Source organism: Rathayibacter sp. VKM Ac-2927 (assembly GCF_022815525.1).
Taxonomy (GTDB): Bacteria; Actinomycetota; Actinomycetes; order Actinomycetales; family Microbacteriaceae; genus Rathayibacter; species Rathayibacter festucae.
Genome location: NZ_JALGRT010000002.1, coordinates 62179 through 77622 on the forward strand (window position 1 = coordinate 62179; position 15444 = coordinate 77622).

Consider the following 15444-nt stretch of genomic DNA (forward strand, 5'->3'; position numbering starts at 1 on the left):
TTGGATACCTCGACCACGGTACGGGCGCCGCCTGTGCGCCGTCCAACAGGGGGTGCTGGTGCGATTCATGCGCCGGAGTGGTGAATCGCGCGCCTTGCCGGGGAGAGGCCGCGGTGGGAGGCTGCCGCCATGACGATCGAGGTGCGTCCGGCCACCGTCTTCGACGACCTGGCGACGATGAACGGCCCGAAGCAGCCCGACGCGAGTGTGTGCTGGTGCCTGAGCTACCGGCTGCTCTCCTCCACCGAGAACAACGCCTTGCGGGGTACGGCCCGCGGCGAGCGGATGCGCGAGCTCGTCGCCGAGGATCCCCCGCCCGGCGTCCTCGCCTACGACGGCGGCGAGGTGGCGGGCTGGGCCGCCGTGCACCGCCGCGCCGACACCAGCTACGCGAAGAACCGCAGGATCCCGCACGTCGACGACCTCGACGTCTGGAGCGTCTGGTGCATCCGGGTCCGCCCCGGCTTCCGCAGGCGCGGGATCTCGCACGCCCTGCTCGCGGGCGCCGTCGACTTCGTTCGCGCGCACGGCGCCCCGGCGATCGAGGGCTACCCCGTCGACAACGCCGACGCGAAGGTCGAGCAGACGATGGCCTACGTCGGCACCCGCGCCCTCTTCGAGAAGGCCGGCTTCTCGCAGGCGGCGGACACCACCTCCGTGCTGAACGGCTTCCCGCGCGTGCTGATGCGGCTGCCGCTCGATTGACGCGACGTGATATCAGAGTGATATCGACTTGCTAGCATCACCTCGTGCAGACGAACTCGCTCGACACCGCCGCTGTGGTCCGCCGCGCTCGCGAGGACATCGGCATGTCGCAGAGCGCGCTCGCGCGAGCCTCAGGGCTCCAGCAGTCGAATCTCGCCGCGATTGAGACAGGCGCGCGGCGAGCCGGCCCGGAACTGCTCGCCCGCATCCTGCAGGCCGCCCGGTTGCGTCCTTCGCTGGCTCTCGAGCTGCTCGCGGACCAGGTCCGGGACCTCGCCGGCGAGCACGGACTGCACGACGTCCGCGTCTTCGGCTCCACGGTCCGCGGCACCGATCACGAGCGCAGCGACGTCGACCTGCTCGTCACCGCCGATCTCGCCGTCGACTACCTCGGACTAGCAGCTTTCCGCGGCAGGGCGGAGGAGCTGCTCGGCTTCCCCGTCGACGTGGTCGTCGACGACTCCGACAACGACGTCGTCCGGGCGATCCGAGAAGAGGCGGTAGCGCTGTGAACGGCTTCAGCGCGCGTCCGCGACGTCCAGACGACGACGACGGAAAGACTCAGCGCCTGGTCGTCGAAGTCGATCGCCTCAGCTCCAGGATGGAGAGGGCCGCACGCGACGGCCGTGACGAGTTCCTCGCGGCGGACTCGGACGGACGCGACATCGGCGCTCTAGCGCTGATCAATCTCGCCGATCTCGTCCACCGCGATCTGCCCTCGGAGGTTATCGGGCAGCTGCCCGCGCAGGACGTCGCAGGCCTGCGAGCGACGAGGAACATCGCCGCACACAACTACGCCGCCCTCGACAACGATCGCCTCTGGGCGACGATCACCGTCCACGCCCCCGCACTGCTCACCGCGATCCGCTCGGCGCTCCTCAAGCTCTGACCACTGAGTGATCCCGGGAACGAGGAACGGCTCCTCACCCGGGAGGGGAGGAGCCGTTCGCCGTGGAGGCCGGGACGTGGTGTCGACGCCTAGAAGTCCCAGTCCTCGTCCTCGGTGTTCACGGCCTTGCCGATCACGTAGGAGGAGCCGGAGCCCGAGAAGAAGTCGTGGTTCTCGTCCGCGTTGGGCGAGAGGGCCGACAGGATCGCGGGGTTCACATCGGTGACCTGCTTGGGGAACATCGGCTCGTAGCCGAGGTTCATCAGGGCCTTGTTGGCGTTGTAGTGCAGGAACTTCTTGACGTCCTCGGTCAGGCCGAGCTGGTCGTAGAGGTCCTGGGTGTACTGCGCCTCGTTGTCGTAGAGCTCGTAGAGCAGCGAGAACGTGTAGTCCTTGATCTCGTCGCGCTTGGCCTGGTCGACCAGCTCGAGTCCCTTCTGGAACTTGTAGCCGATGTAGTAGCCGTGCACGGCCTCGTCGCGGATGATCAGGCGCACCAGGTCCGCGGTGTTGGTGAGCTTGGCGCGCGAGGACCAGTACATCGGCAGGTAGAAGCCCGAGTAGAAGAGGAACGACTCGAGCAGCGTCGAGGCGACCTTCCGCTTCAGCGGGTCGTCGCCGCGGTAGTAGTCCATGACGATGGACGCCTTCTTCTGCAGGTTCGGGTTCTCGACCGACCAGCGGAACGCCTCGTCGATGTCCTGGGTGTTCGACAGCGTCGAGAACACCGAGGAGTACGACTTCGCGTGCACCGACTCCATGAACGCGATGTTCGTGTAGACGGCCTCCTCGTGCGGGGTGAGCGCATCGGGGATCAGCGAGACGGCGCCGACCGTGCCCTGGATGGTGTCGAGCAGGGTCAGGCCCGTGAACACGCGCATCGTGAGCTGCTGCTCGTCGTGGGTCAGCGTGTTCCACGACTGGATGTCGTTGGACAGCGGGACCTTCTCGGGCAGCCAGAAGTTGCTCGTCAGGCGGTTCCAGACCTCCACGTCCTTGTCGTCCTGGATGCGGTTCCAGTTGATGGCGTCGACGTGGCTGACCAGCTTGAGCTTCTCAGGGGGAGTCATGATCTCTTCTTCGTGCGGATAGGTCGTTCGAGACTGTCGGGGGATCGACGGGGGACGTTACAGCATGCAGCTGACGCAGCCGTCGACCTCCGTGCCCTCCAGCGCGAGCTGGCGGAGACGGATGTAGTAGATCGTCTTGATGCCCTTGCGCCAGGCGTAGATCTGCGCGCGGTTGATGTCGCGGGTGGTCGCGGTGTCCTTGAAGAACAGCGTCAGCGAGAGGCCCTGGTCGACGTGCTGCGTCGCCGCGGCGTAGGTGTCGATGATCTTCTCGTAGCCGATCTCGTACGCGTCCTGGTAGTACTCCAGGTTGTCGTTCGTCATGAACGGCGCCGGGTAGTAGACGCGGCCGAGCTTGCCCTCCTTGCGGATCTCGATCTTCGACGCGATCGGGTGGATCGAGGACGTCGAGTTGTTGATGTACGAGATCGAGCCGGTCGGCGGGACGGCCTGCAGGTTCTGGTTGTAGATGCCGTGCTCCATGACCGACGCCTTGAGCGCGCGCCAGTCGTCCTGGGTGGGGACGGCGATGCCGGCCTCGGAGAAGAGGCGGGAGACGCGCTCGGTGGCGGGCGCCCACTCCTTCTCGGTGTAGGTGTCGAAGAACTCGCCCGAGGCGTACTTCGAGTCGGCGAAGCCCTCGAAGGTGGTGCCGCGCTCGATGGAGATGCTGTTCGACGCGCGCAGGGCGTGGAAGAGCACCGAGTAGAAGTAGATGTTGGTGAAGTCGATGCCCTCCTCGGATCCGTAGTGGATCCGCTCGCGGGCGAGGTAGCCGTGCAGGTTCATCTGGCCGAGGCCGATGGCGTGCGACTTGTCGTTGCCGTCCTCGATCGAGCGCACCGAGGTGATGTGCGACTGGTCGGACACCGAGGTGAGGCCGCGGATCGCGGTCTCGATGGTGCGGCCGAAGTCGGGCGAGTCCATCGTCAGCGCGATGTTCAGCGAGCCGAGGTTGCAGGAGATGTCCTTGCCGATGCTGTTGTAGGAGAGGTCCTCGTTGTAGGTCGTGGGGGTGTTGACCTGGAGGATCTCGGAGCACAGGTTGGACATGTTGATGCGGCCCTTGATCGGGTTCGCCTTGTTCACCGTGTCCTCGAACACGATGTAGGGGTAGCCCGACTCGAACTGGATCTCCGCGATGGTCTGGAAGAACTCGCGCGCCGAGATCTTGGTCTTCTTGATGCGCGGGTCGTCGACCATCTCGCGGTACTTCTCGGAGATCGAGATGTCGCCGAAGGGCAGGCCGTAGACGCGTTCGACGTCGTACGGGGAGAAGAGGTACATGTCCTCGTTGTTCTTCGCGAGCTCGAACGTGATGTCGGGTACGACGACGCCGAGGGAGAGCGTCTTGATGCGGATCTTCTCGTCCGCGTTCTCGCGCTTGGTGTCGAGGAAGCGCAGGATGTCCGGGTGGTGCGCCGAGAGGTACACCGCTCCCGCACCCTGGCGGGCGCCGAGCTGGTTCGCGTAGCTGAAGCTGTCCTCGAGGAGCTTCATCACGGGGATGATGCCCGAGGACTGGTTCTCGATCTGCTTGATCGGCGCGCCGGCCTCGCGGATGTTGGAGAGCGAGAGGGCGACGCCGCCGCCGCGCTTGGAGAGCTGCAGCGCGGAGTTGATGCCGCGGGCGATCGACTCCATGTTGTCCTCGATGCGGAGGAGGAAGCAGGAGACGAGCTCGCCGCGCTGCGCCTTGCCCGTGTTGAGGAAGGTGGGGGTCGCGGGCTGGAAGCGGCCGGCGACGATCTCCTCGACGAGGGCGATCGCGAGCTTCTCGTCGCCCTGGGCGAGGCCGAGGGCGGACATGACGACGCGGTCCTCGAAGCGCTCGAGGTAGCGCTTCCCGTCGAAGGTCTTCAGCGTGTACGACGTGTAGTACTTGAAGGCGCCGAGGAAGGTCGCGAAGCGGAACTTCTTCGAGTAGGCGAGGTCGTTCAGCTCCTGGATGAAGTCGAACGAGTACTGGTCGAGGACGGCCTTCTCGTAGTACTCCTTCTCGACCAGGTAGTCGAGGCGCTCCTTGAGGGAGTGGAAGAAGACGGTGTTCTGGTTGACGTGCTGCAGGAAGTACTCGCGCGCCGCCTCGCGGTCCTTGTCGAACTGGATCTCCCCGTTCGGGCCGTACAGGTTCAGCATCGCGTTGAGCGAGTGGTAGTCCATCTGCGCGGCGTCCCGGGGGGCGTCGATCACTGCTGCGTCCAAAACGAGTCCAATCCTTCGTCGACGGCGCGGACGTCGTCGGGTGTGCCGAATACTTCGAAACGGTAGAGATGCGGCACCTCGCACTTGCGGGCGATGATGTCGCCGGCGAGGCAGTAGGCCTCGCCGAAGTTGGTGTTGCCGGCGCCGATGACCCCGCGGAGCAGGGCGCGGTTGCGCGGGACGTTCAGGAAGCGGATGACCTGCTTGGGGACCGCTCCCCCGCCGTTGCCCCCGCCGTAGGTGGGGAGGACGAGCACGTACGGCTCGTCGACGTGGAGCGTGTCGACCGCGGCGCCGTCCCGCCGGGAGTGCAGGGGGATCTGCTGTGCGGGCCGCCCGAGCTTCTGCATGAAGCGGTGGGTGTTGCCCGAGCTGCTCGAGAAGTACACGAGTCCGCTCATCGCGCGCCTCCCCCGTCCTTCCGTCGTCCGCCCTCGCGGGCGCTTGCGGACCCGCTCCCGCGGATCCTCCGCCGGCCCGGGGCAGAACCTGCGCACCCGGACCGGCGAAGCTGTGTGCTCCTGACCAGCTCAGCCCTCACTCCACCGGACCTCTCTGAGGTCCACGGGTGGTGAGTCGCAAGGCGGAGGAAGGAGCCGTAGCGGCGCTACGGCGACTGACGACAACGCCGCGAATCGCCGCCCGTGGGCCTCAGAGAGCGGAGATCTTGTCGGGGCGGAAGCCGGACCAGTGATCGTCGTCCGTGATGACGACCGGCGCCTGGAGGTAGCCGAGGGCCTTGACGGCGTCGAGGGCCTTCTCGTCGACGGAGAGGTCGAAGATCTCGTAGTCGATGCCCTTGCTGTCGAGGGCCCGGTAGGTCGCGGTGCACTGCACGCAGGAGGGCTTGGTGTAGACCGTCACAGCCATGGGTGTCGTCCTTTCGGAAGGAGGTGTCCCGAGGGCCGGATCCGGTGCCGCGCCGGGGTCCGGGCGGGCGGGGAGGCGGTCGTGGGGAGTTCTGATGTGGAGTGGTGCGGGGCGCTCGGAGACCGGGCGGCGGTGCCGGTGGGCCTCTCGGCCCGACCTGCTCAGCAATACTACATATAGTGGGCGGCCCGGCGGCAGCCCACTAGGAGTAGTAGTTACATCCGTGTAGTTATCCACCGGTCCTCCCCCGATCCATCCACAGGCCGGGGCCCGCGGACCCGCGGAAGGACGCGGATCTTCCCGAGTTATCCACCGCTGTGGACAGTCGCGATCCGTTCCCTGGGTACAACGCTCCCCGGCGTGTCGGCATGCCCGACATGCGGGTGCCGGGGCGCACGTCGACCACTACATCTAGGGGTCGGCGTGCTGCGAGGTCCATGGCTCGACGCTACGGCCGACCACCGACACCCGCGGGTGCGGACAGGCGCCGCCGGGGCGGCCTCGGCGGGGCCTCCGCGCAGCCCTCACGCACCACCACGGGTACTCGGGCAGCCGCACCGGCAGGGCCGACACCCGCCGCCGCGCGCCGTCAGGACGCGCGGCGCGCCAGCTCCGCCGCAACGGTCCGCAGGTGCGGCAGCGGGTCGGCGATCGCGGCGGCCGCCGACCCCGCCGCCTCGGTGAGCGAGCCCGCCGCGGCGAACGCGGTGGTCGGCGCCTGGATCGCCCCGGCGACCAGCATCGTGCGGGCGCCCGCCGCCTCCGCGAGCCCGAGCAGGTAGGAGGGGACCTTGCCGGCCATGGACTGCGCGTCGAAGCGCCCCTCGCCCGTGAGCACGACGTCCGCGCCCGCAACGAGGGCTGGGAGTCCGAGCGCCTCGCCGACCGCGGCCGAGCCGGGGGCCAGGCGCGCGCCCCAGGCGAGCAGGCCGAAGCCGGTGCCGCCGGCCGCGCCGGTGCCGGCCTCTTCCGGATCCGCGTCGAGATGCGCCGCGAGGTGGCGCAGGCCGTCGTCGAGGCGGAGCACGTCGTCGAGGGTCGCGCCCTTCTGCGGCCCGAAGACGTGCGCGGCTCCGGAGTCGCCGAGCAGCGGGTTGGTGACGTCGCTGAGGATGCGAGCGCCGCCCGCGGGGACGGGCCGCAGGGCGTGCCGGTCGACGACCGCGAGCTCGTGCAGCGCGCCGCCGCCGTCGCCGAGGTCGTGCCCGGAGACGGTGAGGAAGCGCGCGCCGAGCTCGCGCAGCGCCCCGACGCCGCCGTCGGTCGACGAGCTGCCGCCGATCGCCAGCAGCAGCGCGCGGGCGCCGGCGTCGAGCGCGGCGGCGATCGCCCGGCCGAAGCCGCGGGTGTGCGCGGTGAGCGGGCGCAGCGGATCGAGCAGCGTGATGCCGCTCGCGGAGGCGAGTTCGACCACAGCGGTGCCGTCCGGCAGCAGCAGCCAGGCCGTCTCGACGGGGCGGTCGTCGGGCCCGACCACGGTGAGCGTGCGGCGCTGCGCCTCCGGCACCGCGACCGCGAACGCGTCGACCGTGCCCTCGCCGCCGTCGGCCATCGGAGCGAGCACCAGCTCGTCGTCCGGCCGCACGCCGCGCCAGCCCTCGGCGAGCGCCTCCGCCACCTCGACTGCGGTCGCCGACCCCTTGAAGGAGTCGGGCGCGATGATCACTCTGCGGGCTCCGCTGCTCATGCGCTCCAGTCTGGCAGCGGCGCGCCCGGCCCCGAACAGACCGCGAATGGACGCTCGATGGGGTCTGCGCGTGACCCAGGACCCCTTCCGCGGCCATTCGCTCGCCTCCTGTGGAGAACGAGAGCGGGTATCTCCAGCCCTCGGGCAGGATGGCGCGATGCCGCGGCCCGCACCCCTCCCTCCCGCGCTCGCGGGGCGGGCGTTCTCGGTGCAGGAAGCGCTGGCAGCGGGGGTCGGGATCGAGCGGCTGCGCGCGAGTGATCTCGAGGCGCCGTTCCGGGGAGTCCGCGTTCCCCGAGGCCAGGCCGTGACCGTGGTGCAGCGCGCTCGCGCCTACGCGACCGTCATGGACGGATCGGTCTTCTGCGGCATCACCGCCGCCCGGCTGTGGCCGCTCGATCTGCCGCGGGAACCGCCCGGCGAGCCGCTGCACGTCGCGGTGCGGCCGCCGGCCCATGCGCCGCGCGGACGCGGTCTCGTCGGCCACTCCCTCGGCGACCCCCGGCTGCGCGCCGTCCGCCGCGGCGGGCTCCTCCTCGCGGACGGAGCGAGTCTCTTCCTCCAGCTCGCCTCGATGCTGTCGCTGGAGGACCTCGTCGCCGTCGGGGACGCGCTGGTGCTGGTCCCTGTCCGGCCTCAGCCGGGGCGGCCGTGGGTTCCGCTGCGCGAGCTGCGGAGGCGGGTCGAGGGTCACGAGGGACGCGGGGCCCGCGCGGTCCGACATGCGCTGGAGCTCGTCCGCGAGGGTGCGGAGTCGCGCCGCGAGACCCTCCTGCGCCTCGCGCTCGCGGCCGCCGGTCTCCCCGAGCCCGAGCTGCAGGCGGAGCTCGTCGACGCCGACGGGAGGATCGGGCGGGTCGATCTGCTGTTCCGCCGATGGCGGGTGGTCGTCGAGTACGAGGGCGACCACCATCGCACCGACCGCGCGCAGTGGGACCGCGATCTGATCCGCTACGAGCGCCTCGCCGCCGTGGGGTGGACCGTCGTACGCATCGCCTCCGCCTCCTTCGACGCGGACCTCGCCGGCTGCACGGACCGCGTCCGCCGCGCCCTGCTGGCCGGCGGCTGGCGCCCGTCGCGCTGACTGCACTCGACCGCCAGGGCCACTCGCAGATCGCCTCGCGAGCAGTTCCACGAACAGACGCCGACCGGCCTCCGGCGTGCGCGCACAGCCCGTTCTGCGTCCACTCGCCTGCCACGCGCCGCACGAGAGGACACGAACAGGGGGCCGCCACTCGCGCACGCCCCGGCATGCGTCCACTCGCGGATCGATCCGCTGCCGCCTCCTCGAAGAGACGCGACATGGGGTCCGCCTCGTGCGCACACCCCCGCATGCGTCCACTCGACGGACCCGGCCCGCGCAAATGGACCCGAACGGGGCGAAGGTAGACGTGCAGACCCCATCGCGCGTCCGATGGTTCCCGCGACAACGCCGCAGGCGGCCGTGCGGAAGCCGAACCGCCCGCGGGTCTCCGCGCGGTGAGCCGCAAGGCGGAGGAGGGCGCGATACCGGCGGTATCGCAACCGACGACAACGCCGCAGGCGGCCGTGCGGAAGCCGAACCGCCCGCGGGCCTCCGCGCGGTGAGCCGCAAGGCGGAGGAGGGCGCGATACCGGCGGTATCGCAACCGACGACAACGCCGCGGATCGCCGTGCGGAGACCCGCGGGCCTACGTGGGGGTGGACAGGCGGAAGCCGCGCTTGATCACGGTGGCGACCAGGCGCGGCTCGGGCAGGGCCTGGCGGAGGCGGCTGATGGCGACGTCGACGGCGTGGTCGTCGAGGGGCTCGGGGGCGGCGGCGGCGAGGACGGAGCGGGCGACGGTGGCGCCCTCGGCGGCGACCAGGGTGCGGAAGAGGGCGAGGGCGACGGGGGTGAGGGCGACGCGCGTTCCGGCGAGCACCGCGTGCCGGCCGCGCAGCTCGAGGGGGCCGTAGTCGGTGTCGATGCGGGGGGCGGACTGCTCGAGGTGCTCGCAGGTGAGGCGGATGAGCGCACCCATCCGGAAGCGGTCGGGGACGATCGGCAGGATCTGCGCCTCGACGAGGGGCGCGGCGGTGACCGGGCCGACGGCGGCCGCGACGACGGTCTCGCGGAAGGCGGCCTGGAGCTCGTCCAGCCGGCCGGCCGCCTCCGCGACGGTGAACAGCGCCTCGACGGCGGGCGCGCTGGTGAAGGTGACGGCGTCGAGGCCGCCGCAGCAGATCGCCTCGATCAGGCGGAGGACGCGGGCCGAGTCCTCGTGCGCGCTCCAGCGGTAGGGGGCGGCGGTGAGGACGGTCGCGCCGGCGTCGGTGAGGCGCTGCAGCTGCGCCGGGTCGGTGAAGCCGTGCAGCTGGACGGCGACGGTGCGGCCGGCGGCGCCCTCGCGCAGGGCGAGGTCGACGAGGGAGGTGGTGGTCTCGCGCTCGCTCATGCCGTGGTCGTCGAGGCCGGCGGCGCGGACGGCCCCGCGCGCCTTCGGGCCGCGGACGAGGATCCGGGCGTCCGAGAGCGCGTCGGTCAGGTCGTCGCCGAGGCCGGCGGCGTCGGCCGCCTCGAGCCAGCGGCGCATGCCGTAGGACGTGGTCGCGAGCAGGACGTCGGGGCGCGCGGCGACGATCGCGCGGGTCTCCGCCTCGAGGACGCCCTCGGTGTCGACGCCGCGCATCCGGATGGTGGGGGCGTGGGTGACGTCGGCGCCGCGGCGCTCGAAGGCGGCGATCAGGTCCTCGGAGCGGCGGTCCGAGGTGACGCCGATGCGGAAGCCGACGAGCTGGTCGGGCCGGAAGCCGGGCGATGCGGCGTCGGCGTCGGATCCGTCGGCGCCGGGGGCGGCGCTCGCGACAGCACCGGTCGCCTCGCCGCTCGCCTCGGTGCCGGTCATCAGCGGCCCCCTCGGGCGGTCACAGGGTGAGCGCATCGACCGCGCGGGCGATGCTCTCGGGATCCTGAGCATCATCGCACGCCGCCTGGCGCACGACCTCGCCGATGACGATGACCGCGGGCGAGCGCGGCGCCAGCTCGGCGAGCAGGCCGAGCACCCCGCCGACCGAGGAGATCGTGGTGCGCTGGGCGTGCGACCAGCCGCGCTCGACGATCGCCAGCGGCATGCCGGCGGCCATCCCGGCGCGCTGCAGCCCCGCGACGAGGTGCGGGAGCGTGTTCACGCCCATCAGCACGACCAGGGTCCCGCCGAGCCCGGCCAGGTGCCCGAGCTCCTCCTCGCTGAAGGGTGCGTGGCCCGAGACCACGGTGAACGCGCGGCTGACCTCGCGGTGGGTGACCGGGATGCCGGCGGCGGCGGGGACCGAGATCGCGCTCGTGACACCGGGAACGATCGTGAACGGCACGCCGGCGACGCGGCAGGCGCGCACCTCCTCCGACCCGCGGCCGAAGACGAACGGGTCGCCGCCCTTCAGCCGGACGACCTCGAGCCCGTCGAGCGCGCGGGAGACCATCAGCCGCTCGATCTCGTGCTGCGGGACGGCGTGGTGGCCGGGGGTCTTGCCGACGTCGATCAGCTCGGCGCCGGGCGCCCAGTCGGCGAGGCCGTCGTGCGGGCCGAGGCGGTCGAAGAGCACGACGTCGGCCTCGCGGAGGGCCCGGTGCGCGGCGAGCGTCATCAGCTCGGGGTCGCCGGGTCCGCCGCCGACGATGCTCACGTGCCCGATGCGGCGGTGTGCGGCGGGCGCCTCGTCGACGACCCAGACGCCATGGCGGGCGGCCTCCGCGGCCGCGGCCGCGCGGAGGGACGCTGCGCCCTCGACCCAGGCGATCAGGGCGGGACGGGCCGCGGGCAGGAGCGACGCGGAGGCGAGGCGCAGGCACAGCGCGTCGTCCGCGTCCCAGCGCTCCACGAGGGCGCCGGCCGCGCGGTAGCGGGCGAGGACGCGGCGGGTGCCGACGACGCTGCCGACGACGAGGACGCGGCGGCCGGTGAGATCGACGGAGAGCTGCATCACGCCTCCGATCCGGCCACGGCGGAGTCGGACGACGCGGCGGAGCCGGAGGGAGCGAACGGCGCGAGCGTCGCGGGTGCCGGCACCGACGCCGACGGCCCCACGACCGACACCGCGCCCGGCCCGATCGGGATCGACGTCCCGGCCACGAGCACCGGCCCGTCCGAGCGCTCGTCGCGCCCCGCCGGCCGGCTCTGCCCGCGCTCGCGGACCGTGCTCACCCGCGGATCCGCGGTGTCGGGCGCGTTGACGAAGGAGCGGAAGCGGCGCAGCCGGTCCGGGTCCGCGAGCGTCGCCGCCCACTCGTCCACGTAGGTGTCGACGTGGGTCGCCATCGCCGCCTCCAGCTCGGCCGCGATCCCGAGCGAGTCCTCGCAGACCACCTCCTTGACGTGGTCGAGGCCGCCGGGCAGGTCCTCCTGCCAGCGCGCGGTCCGCTGCAGGCGCTCGGCGGTGCGGACGTAGTACATGACGTAGCGGTCGATGTAGCGCACGAGCGTCTCGTCGTCGAGGTCCTGGGCGAGCAGCTGCGCGTGGGCCGGCTGGTAGCCGCCGTTGCCGCCGACGTAGAGGTTCCAGCCGGTGTCGGTCGCGATCACGCCGATGTCCTTCCCGCGCGCCTCGGCGCACTCCCGGGCGCAGCCGCTGACCCCGAGCTTGAACTTGTGCGGCGAGCGCAGGCCGCGGTAGCGCTCCTCCAGGAAGATCGCCATGCCGACCGCGTCCTGCACGCCGTAGCGGCACCAGGTCGAGCCGACGCAGGACTTCACGGTGCGCAGCGACTTGCCGTAGGCCTGGCCCGACTCCATCCCGGCGTCGACGAGGATCCGCCAGATCTCGGGGAGCTGCTCGAGGCGGGCGCCGAACATGTCGATCCGCTGGCCGCCGGTGATCTTCGTGTAGAGGCCGTACTGCTCGGCGACCTCCGCGATCACCTTGAGCTTCGCCGGCGTGATCTCGCCGCCCGGCACCCGCGGGACGACGGAGTAGGTGCCGTCCTTCTGCATGTTGGCGAGCGCGCGGTCGTTGGTGTCCTGGAGCGGCGCCTGGCCGGCGTCGAGGATGTAGCCGTTGGTCTGGGTCGCGAGCACGGAGGCGATGACGGGCTTGCAGACGTCGCAGCCGAGCCCCGAGCCGAAGCGCTCCATCACCTGCTCGGCCGAGGACAGGCCGAGGATCCGGACGGACTCGAACAGCTCGCTCCGGCTGAGCGAGACGTGCTCGCAGAGCGCGCGCGACACCTCGACGCCGGCGCGGGTCAGCTCGGTGTCGAGCAGCTTCTTCACCAGCGGCACGCACGAGCCGCACTGGGTGCCGGCGCGGGTGCAGGCCTTCAGCGGGCCGAGCTCGGTGCAGCCCTCGCCGATGGCGTGGCGGACGTCGCCCACCGAGACGTTGTTGCAGGAGCAGAGCTGCGCGTCGTCGGGCAGGTCGCCCGAGGGCACCTCGCCGCCGGCCGCCGCGAGGTAGGCGCTGGGCTCCGCGGGCAGCTCGCGGCCGAGCAGCGGGCGGAGCGAGGAGTAGGGACCGGCGTCGCCGACGAACATGCCGCCGAGCAGGGTGCGCGCGTCGTCCGAGACGACGATCTTCTGGTAGAGCCCGCGGGCGGGGTCGGCGTAGACGACCTCGAGCGCCCCCTCCCCCGCGCCGAGCGCGTCGCCGAAGCTCGCGACCTCGACCCCGGAGAGCTTGAGCTTGGTCGCGTCGTCCACGCCCGGGAAGGTGGCGTCGCCGCCCAGCAGGCGGTCGGCGACGACCTCCGCCATCGCGTTGGCCGGGGCGACGAGGCCGACGGTGCGGCCGTCGATCGCGGCGACCTCGCCGATCGCCCAGACGTGCGGGCGGCTGGTGCGGCAGGCCTCGTCGACGACGACGCCGCCGCGGGGCGCGACCTCGATCCCGACCGCGCGGGCGAGCTCGTCGCGCGCCGTGATGCCGATCGAGAAGACGACCATGTCGGCGCCGATGCTGGTGCCGTCGGTCATCGTGACGCCGAGCACGGTGCCCTGCGGCGAGGTGAGGACGGCGGTGGGGCGGTTGCCGAGGTGCAGGGTGACGCCCTGCGCCGCGATGATGCGGCCGAGCGCCTGCCCCGCGCCCTCGTCGAGCTGGGCGCTCATCAGCCAGCGGCCGGAGTGGATCAGCGCGGTGCGCGCGCCGAGCCGGTGCGCGCCGCCCGCGGCCTCGAGGCCGAGCAGTCCGCCGCCGACGACGACCACGCTCGCCGGGCGGCCGCGGCGAGCGCGGAAGGCGGCGAGGTCGGCGACGAGGCCGTCGACGTCCTCGAGGGTGCGGTAGACGCGGCCGTGCTCGGCGCCCTCGATCGGCGGCACGGTGGCGGAGGAGCCGGTGGCCAGCACGATCTCGTCGCCCTCGAACCAGCGGCCGTCGGCCAGCTGGACGCGGCAGTGCTCCGGGTCGAGCGCCACGACGCGGGAGGAGGTGACGAGCGTCGCCGACTCCCAGAGCGCGCCGTCGCCGAGGGTGAGGTCGGTCATCCCCTCGAGGCGCTTCGAGAGGGCGACGCGGTCGTAGGGGTGGTGCGACTCCTCGCCGAAGACGGTGATCTCGAGGGCGGTGGCGCCGGCGCGGGCGACGAGCGCGTCGACCAGGCGGTGGGCGGCGGGGCCGGCGCCGACGACGAGCACGCGTCGGGGGCCGGTGGGGATCGCTCCTCGGGATGTCATGGGCTCCACCGTAGGCAGGCGCGGTTTCGCCCCCGTTGCCCCTGCGTAACGTCGTGTGACCGACCTCTCACGACAGCGGTCCGGCATCGTGAGGGCTTCGTTACGCCCGTGACTCCGGAGGGGTGCTCCCGCGAAACGTGGGCTCTCTACCGTGGGGCTCACCGCCGCCGACCGGCCGCGGGCAGCACTCCTCCTCGGAAGGCGGGACGATGACCCTCCTCGATCAGCAGGTCACCGCCGGCCCCACGACGGCCCGCAGCGCTCCGGCCGGCACCGCGCCGGCCGCGACCTGGGTCCCCGTCTGCAATCGGCTCGAGCTGGAGCCGCTCTGGGGCGAGGCCGCGCTCGTCGGCGGCGTGCAGCTCGCGCTGTTCCTCCTCCCCGACGGCCGCGTCTTCGCCGTCTCGAACCTCGACCCGGCGACCGGCGCGGCTGTCCTCTCCCGCGGCATCGTCGGCTCCCGCGCGGTCGACGGCGTGCAGCGGGCGACGATCGCCTCGCCCCTCCACAAGGACGTCTTCGACCTCGAGACGGGCGTCTGCTACACCTCGCCGCGGCTTCACCTCGCCACCTGGAGCGTGCGGGAGACGGGCGGAGTGATCGAGGTCGCCCAGCGGACAGCGCTGGTCTGCGCCTCGCACGGCACCTCCGACGACGACGGCCGCACCGCGGTCGCCGCGCTGGTCCAGGCGGTCCGCGAGGCGAACCCCGCGGCCGAAGTCCTCGACTCCTTCGTCGACGTGCAGCAGCCCGACGTGCCGGCCTCCCTCGGCACGCTCGAGCCCGACCGCCCGGCCGTCGTCGTGCCGCTGCTGCTCTCGGCCGGCTACCACGTGCACGTCGACCTCGCCGAGGCCGCGGCGGAGGCGGACCGTCCCGTCCGCGTCACCGGCGCCCTCGGCCCGGACCCGCGGCTCGCCCGCGTCCTCGCCCGCCGCCTGCGCGAGGCCGGTCTCGCCGACGGCGACCGCGTCGTGCTGGCCGCGGCCGGCTCGAGCGATTCCGGCGCGGTCGCCGACTGCTGGGCCACCGGCCGCCTCCTGGCCGCCGAGCTCGGCCGCGACGTCGCCGTCTCCTTCATCTCGGCCGCCGAGCCGCGCGTCCCGGAGGCGGTGGCCGCCGAGCGCGCCGCCCACCCCGGCGCCCGCGTGCTCGTCTCCACCTACCTCCTCGCCCCCGGCTACTTCGCCTCGCTCGCCGCCTCGGCGGGAGCCGACCTCGCCACCGCCCCGCTGCTCACCGCCGTCGACCCGCCCGCGCGCGAGCTGGTCGACATCGTCTCCGAGCTCTTCGGCCGCAGCGCGTAAGCGCCCGGCCGCTCGACCTTCTCTCTGTCCTTCTCTCCCCGCACGCTCCCCGCTCTCTCGCCCCGCACTCTCTTCGGCGCGC

13 protein-coding genes are annotated in these 15444 nt (G+C 72.1%); 5 read left to right on the top strand and 8 right to left on the bottom strand.

All coding sequences use genetic code 11. The features are described from left to right. The first annotated feature begins 129 nt into the window (after positions 1 to 129). The 3 genes from MT353_RS05530 (at position 130) to MT353_RS05540 (ending at position 1594) form a co-directional block, all read left to right on the top strand. The gene (locus MT353_RS05530; protein WP_243623807.1) at positions 130 to 705 is read left to right on the top strand and encodes a GNAT family N-acetyltransferase; all 576 of its coding nucleotides are present in this window, start codon (positions 130 to 132) and stop codon (positions 703 to 705) included. 44 nt (positions 706 to 749) lie between these two features. Further along, on the top strand, positions 750 to 1217 hold the full coding sequence (locus tag MT353_RS21890; RefSeq protein ID WP_243623808.1) for an XRE family transcriptional regulator: 468 nt from the start codon (positions 750 to 752) through the stop codon (positions 1215 to 1217). An 89-nt stretch (positions 1218 to 1306) separates the two neighbouring features. Continuing rightward, positions 1307 to 1594 carry a HepT-like ribonuclease domain-containing protein gene (locus tag MT353_RS05540; RefSeq protein WP_243598395.1) on the top strand — a complete coding sequence of 96 codons (288 nt, stop codon included), beginning with the start codon at positions 1307 to 1309 and terminating at the stop codon, positions 1592 to 1594. A gap of 89 nt (positions 1595 to 1683) precedes the next feature. Here the strand turns inward: MT353_RS05540 and nrdF are convergent, their stop codons facing one another. The 5 genes from nrdF to MT353_RS05565 all read right to left on the bottom strand — a co-directional run bounded on the left by nrdF (position 1684) and on the right by MT353_RS05565 (position 7426). Then, on the bottom strand, positions 1684 to 2664 hold the full coding sequence (gene nrdF, locus MT353_RS05545; RefSeq protein WP_123447769.1) for a class 1b ribonucleoside-diphosphate reductase subunit beta: 981 nt from the start codon (positions 2662 to 2664) through the stop codon (positions 1684 to 1686). Between the two features lie 57 nt (positions 2665 to 2721). Continuing rightward, the gene (nrdE, locus tag MT353_RS05550; RefSeq protein WP_123447869.1) at positions 2722 to 4827 is read right to left on the bottom strand and encodes a class 1b ribonucleoside-diphosphate reductase subunit alpha; all 2106 of its coding nucleotides are present in this window, start codon (positions 4825 to 4827) and stop codon (positions 2722 to 2724) included. 26 nt (positions 4828 to 4853) lie between these two features. Next, complete coding sequence (nrdI, locus tag MT353_RS05555; RefSeq protein ID WP_123447770.1) at positions 4854 to 5270, bottom strand: class Ib ribonucleoside-diphosphate reductase assembly flavoprotein NrdI; 417 nt, start codon at positions 5268 to 5270, stop codon at positions 4854 to 4856. A 250-nt stretch (positions 5271 to 5520) separates the two neighbouring features. Then, positions 5521 to 5739, bottom strand: coding sequence for a glutaredoxin-like protein NrdH (gene nrdH / locus MT353_RS05560; protein WP_123447771.1), 219 nt, complete (start codon positions 5737 to 5739; stop codon positions 5521 to 5523). A 589-nt stretch (positions 5740 to 6328) separates the two neighbouring features. Beyond that, entirely contained in the window at positions 6329 to 7426 is a 1098-nt protein-coding gene (locus tag MT353_RS05565; RefSeq protein WP_243623809.1) for a glycerate kinase, read from the bottom strand. Between the two features lie 157 nt (positions 7427 to 7583). Here MT353_RS05565 and MT353_RS05570 point away from each other — a divergent pair, with 157 nt between their 5' ends. Beyond that, positions 7584 to 8510, top strand: coding sequence for an endonuclease domain-containing protein (locus MT353_RS05570; protein WP_243623810.1), 927 nt, complete (start codon positions 7584 to 7586; stop codon positions 8508 to 8510). Positions 8511 to 9096: 586 nt separating this feature from the next. On the opposite strand, the gene MT353_RS05575 is transcribed toward MT353_RS05570, so the two are convergent. Genes MT353_RS05575 through nirB form a run of 3 tightly spaced genes read right to left on the bottom strand, consistent with a single transcriptional unit; the run spans position 9097 to position 14055 of the window. Beyond that, positions 9097 to 10293: a uroporphyrinogen-III synthase gene (locus tag MT353_RS05575; RefSeq protein WP_243623811.1), complete on the bottom strand. Its 1197-nt coding sequence runs from the start codon at positions 10291 to 10293 to the stop codon at positions 9097 to 9099. Positions 10294 to 10312: 19 nt separating this feature from the next. Beyond that, positions 10313 to 11368, bottom strand: a complete 1056-nt coding sequence (cobA, locus tag MT353_RS05580) for a uroporphyrinogen-III C-methyltransferase (protein ID WP_243623812.1) — start codon at positions 11366 to 11368, stop codon at positions 10313 to 10315. Then, positions 11368 to 14055, bottom strand: coding sequence for a nitrite reductase large subunit NirB (nirB, locus tag MT353_RS05585; protein ID WP_243623813.1), 2688 nt, complete (start codon positions 14053 to 14055; stop codon positions 11368 to 11370). The genes cobA and nirB overlap by 1 nt, the downstream gene beginning before the upstream one ends. 209 nt (positions 14056 to 14264) lie before the next feature. Here nirB and nirD point away from each other — a divergent pair, with 209 nt between their 5' ends. Continuing rightward, on the top strand, positions 14265 to 15362 hold the full coding sequence (gene nirD, locus MT353_RS05590) for a nitrite reductase small subunit NirD (protein WP_243598389.1): 1098 nt from the start codon (positions 14265 to 14267) through the stop codon (positions 15360 to 15362). Positions 15363 to 15444 lie beyond the last annotated feature (82 nt).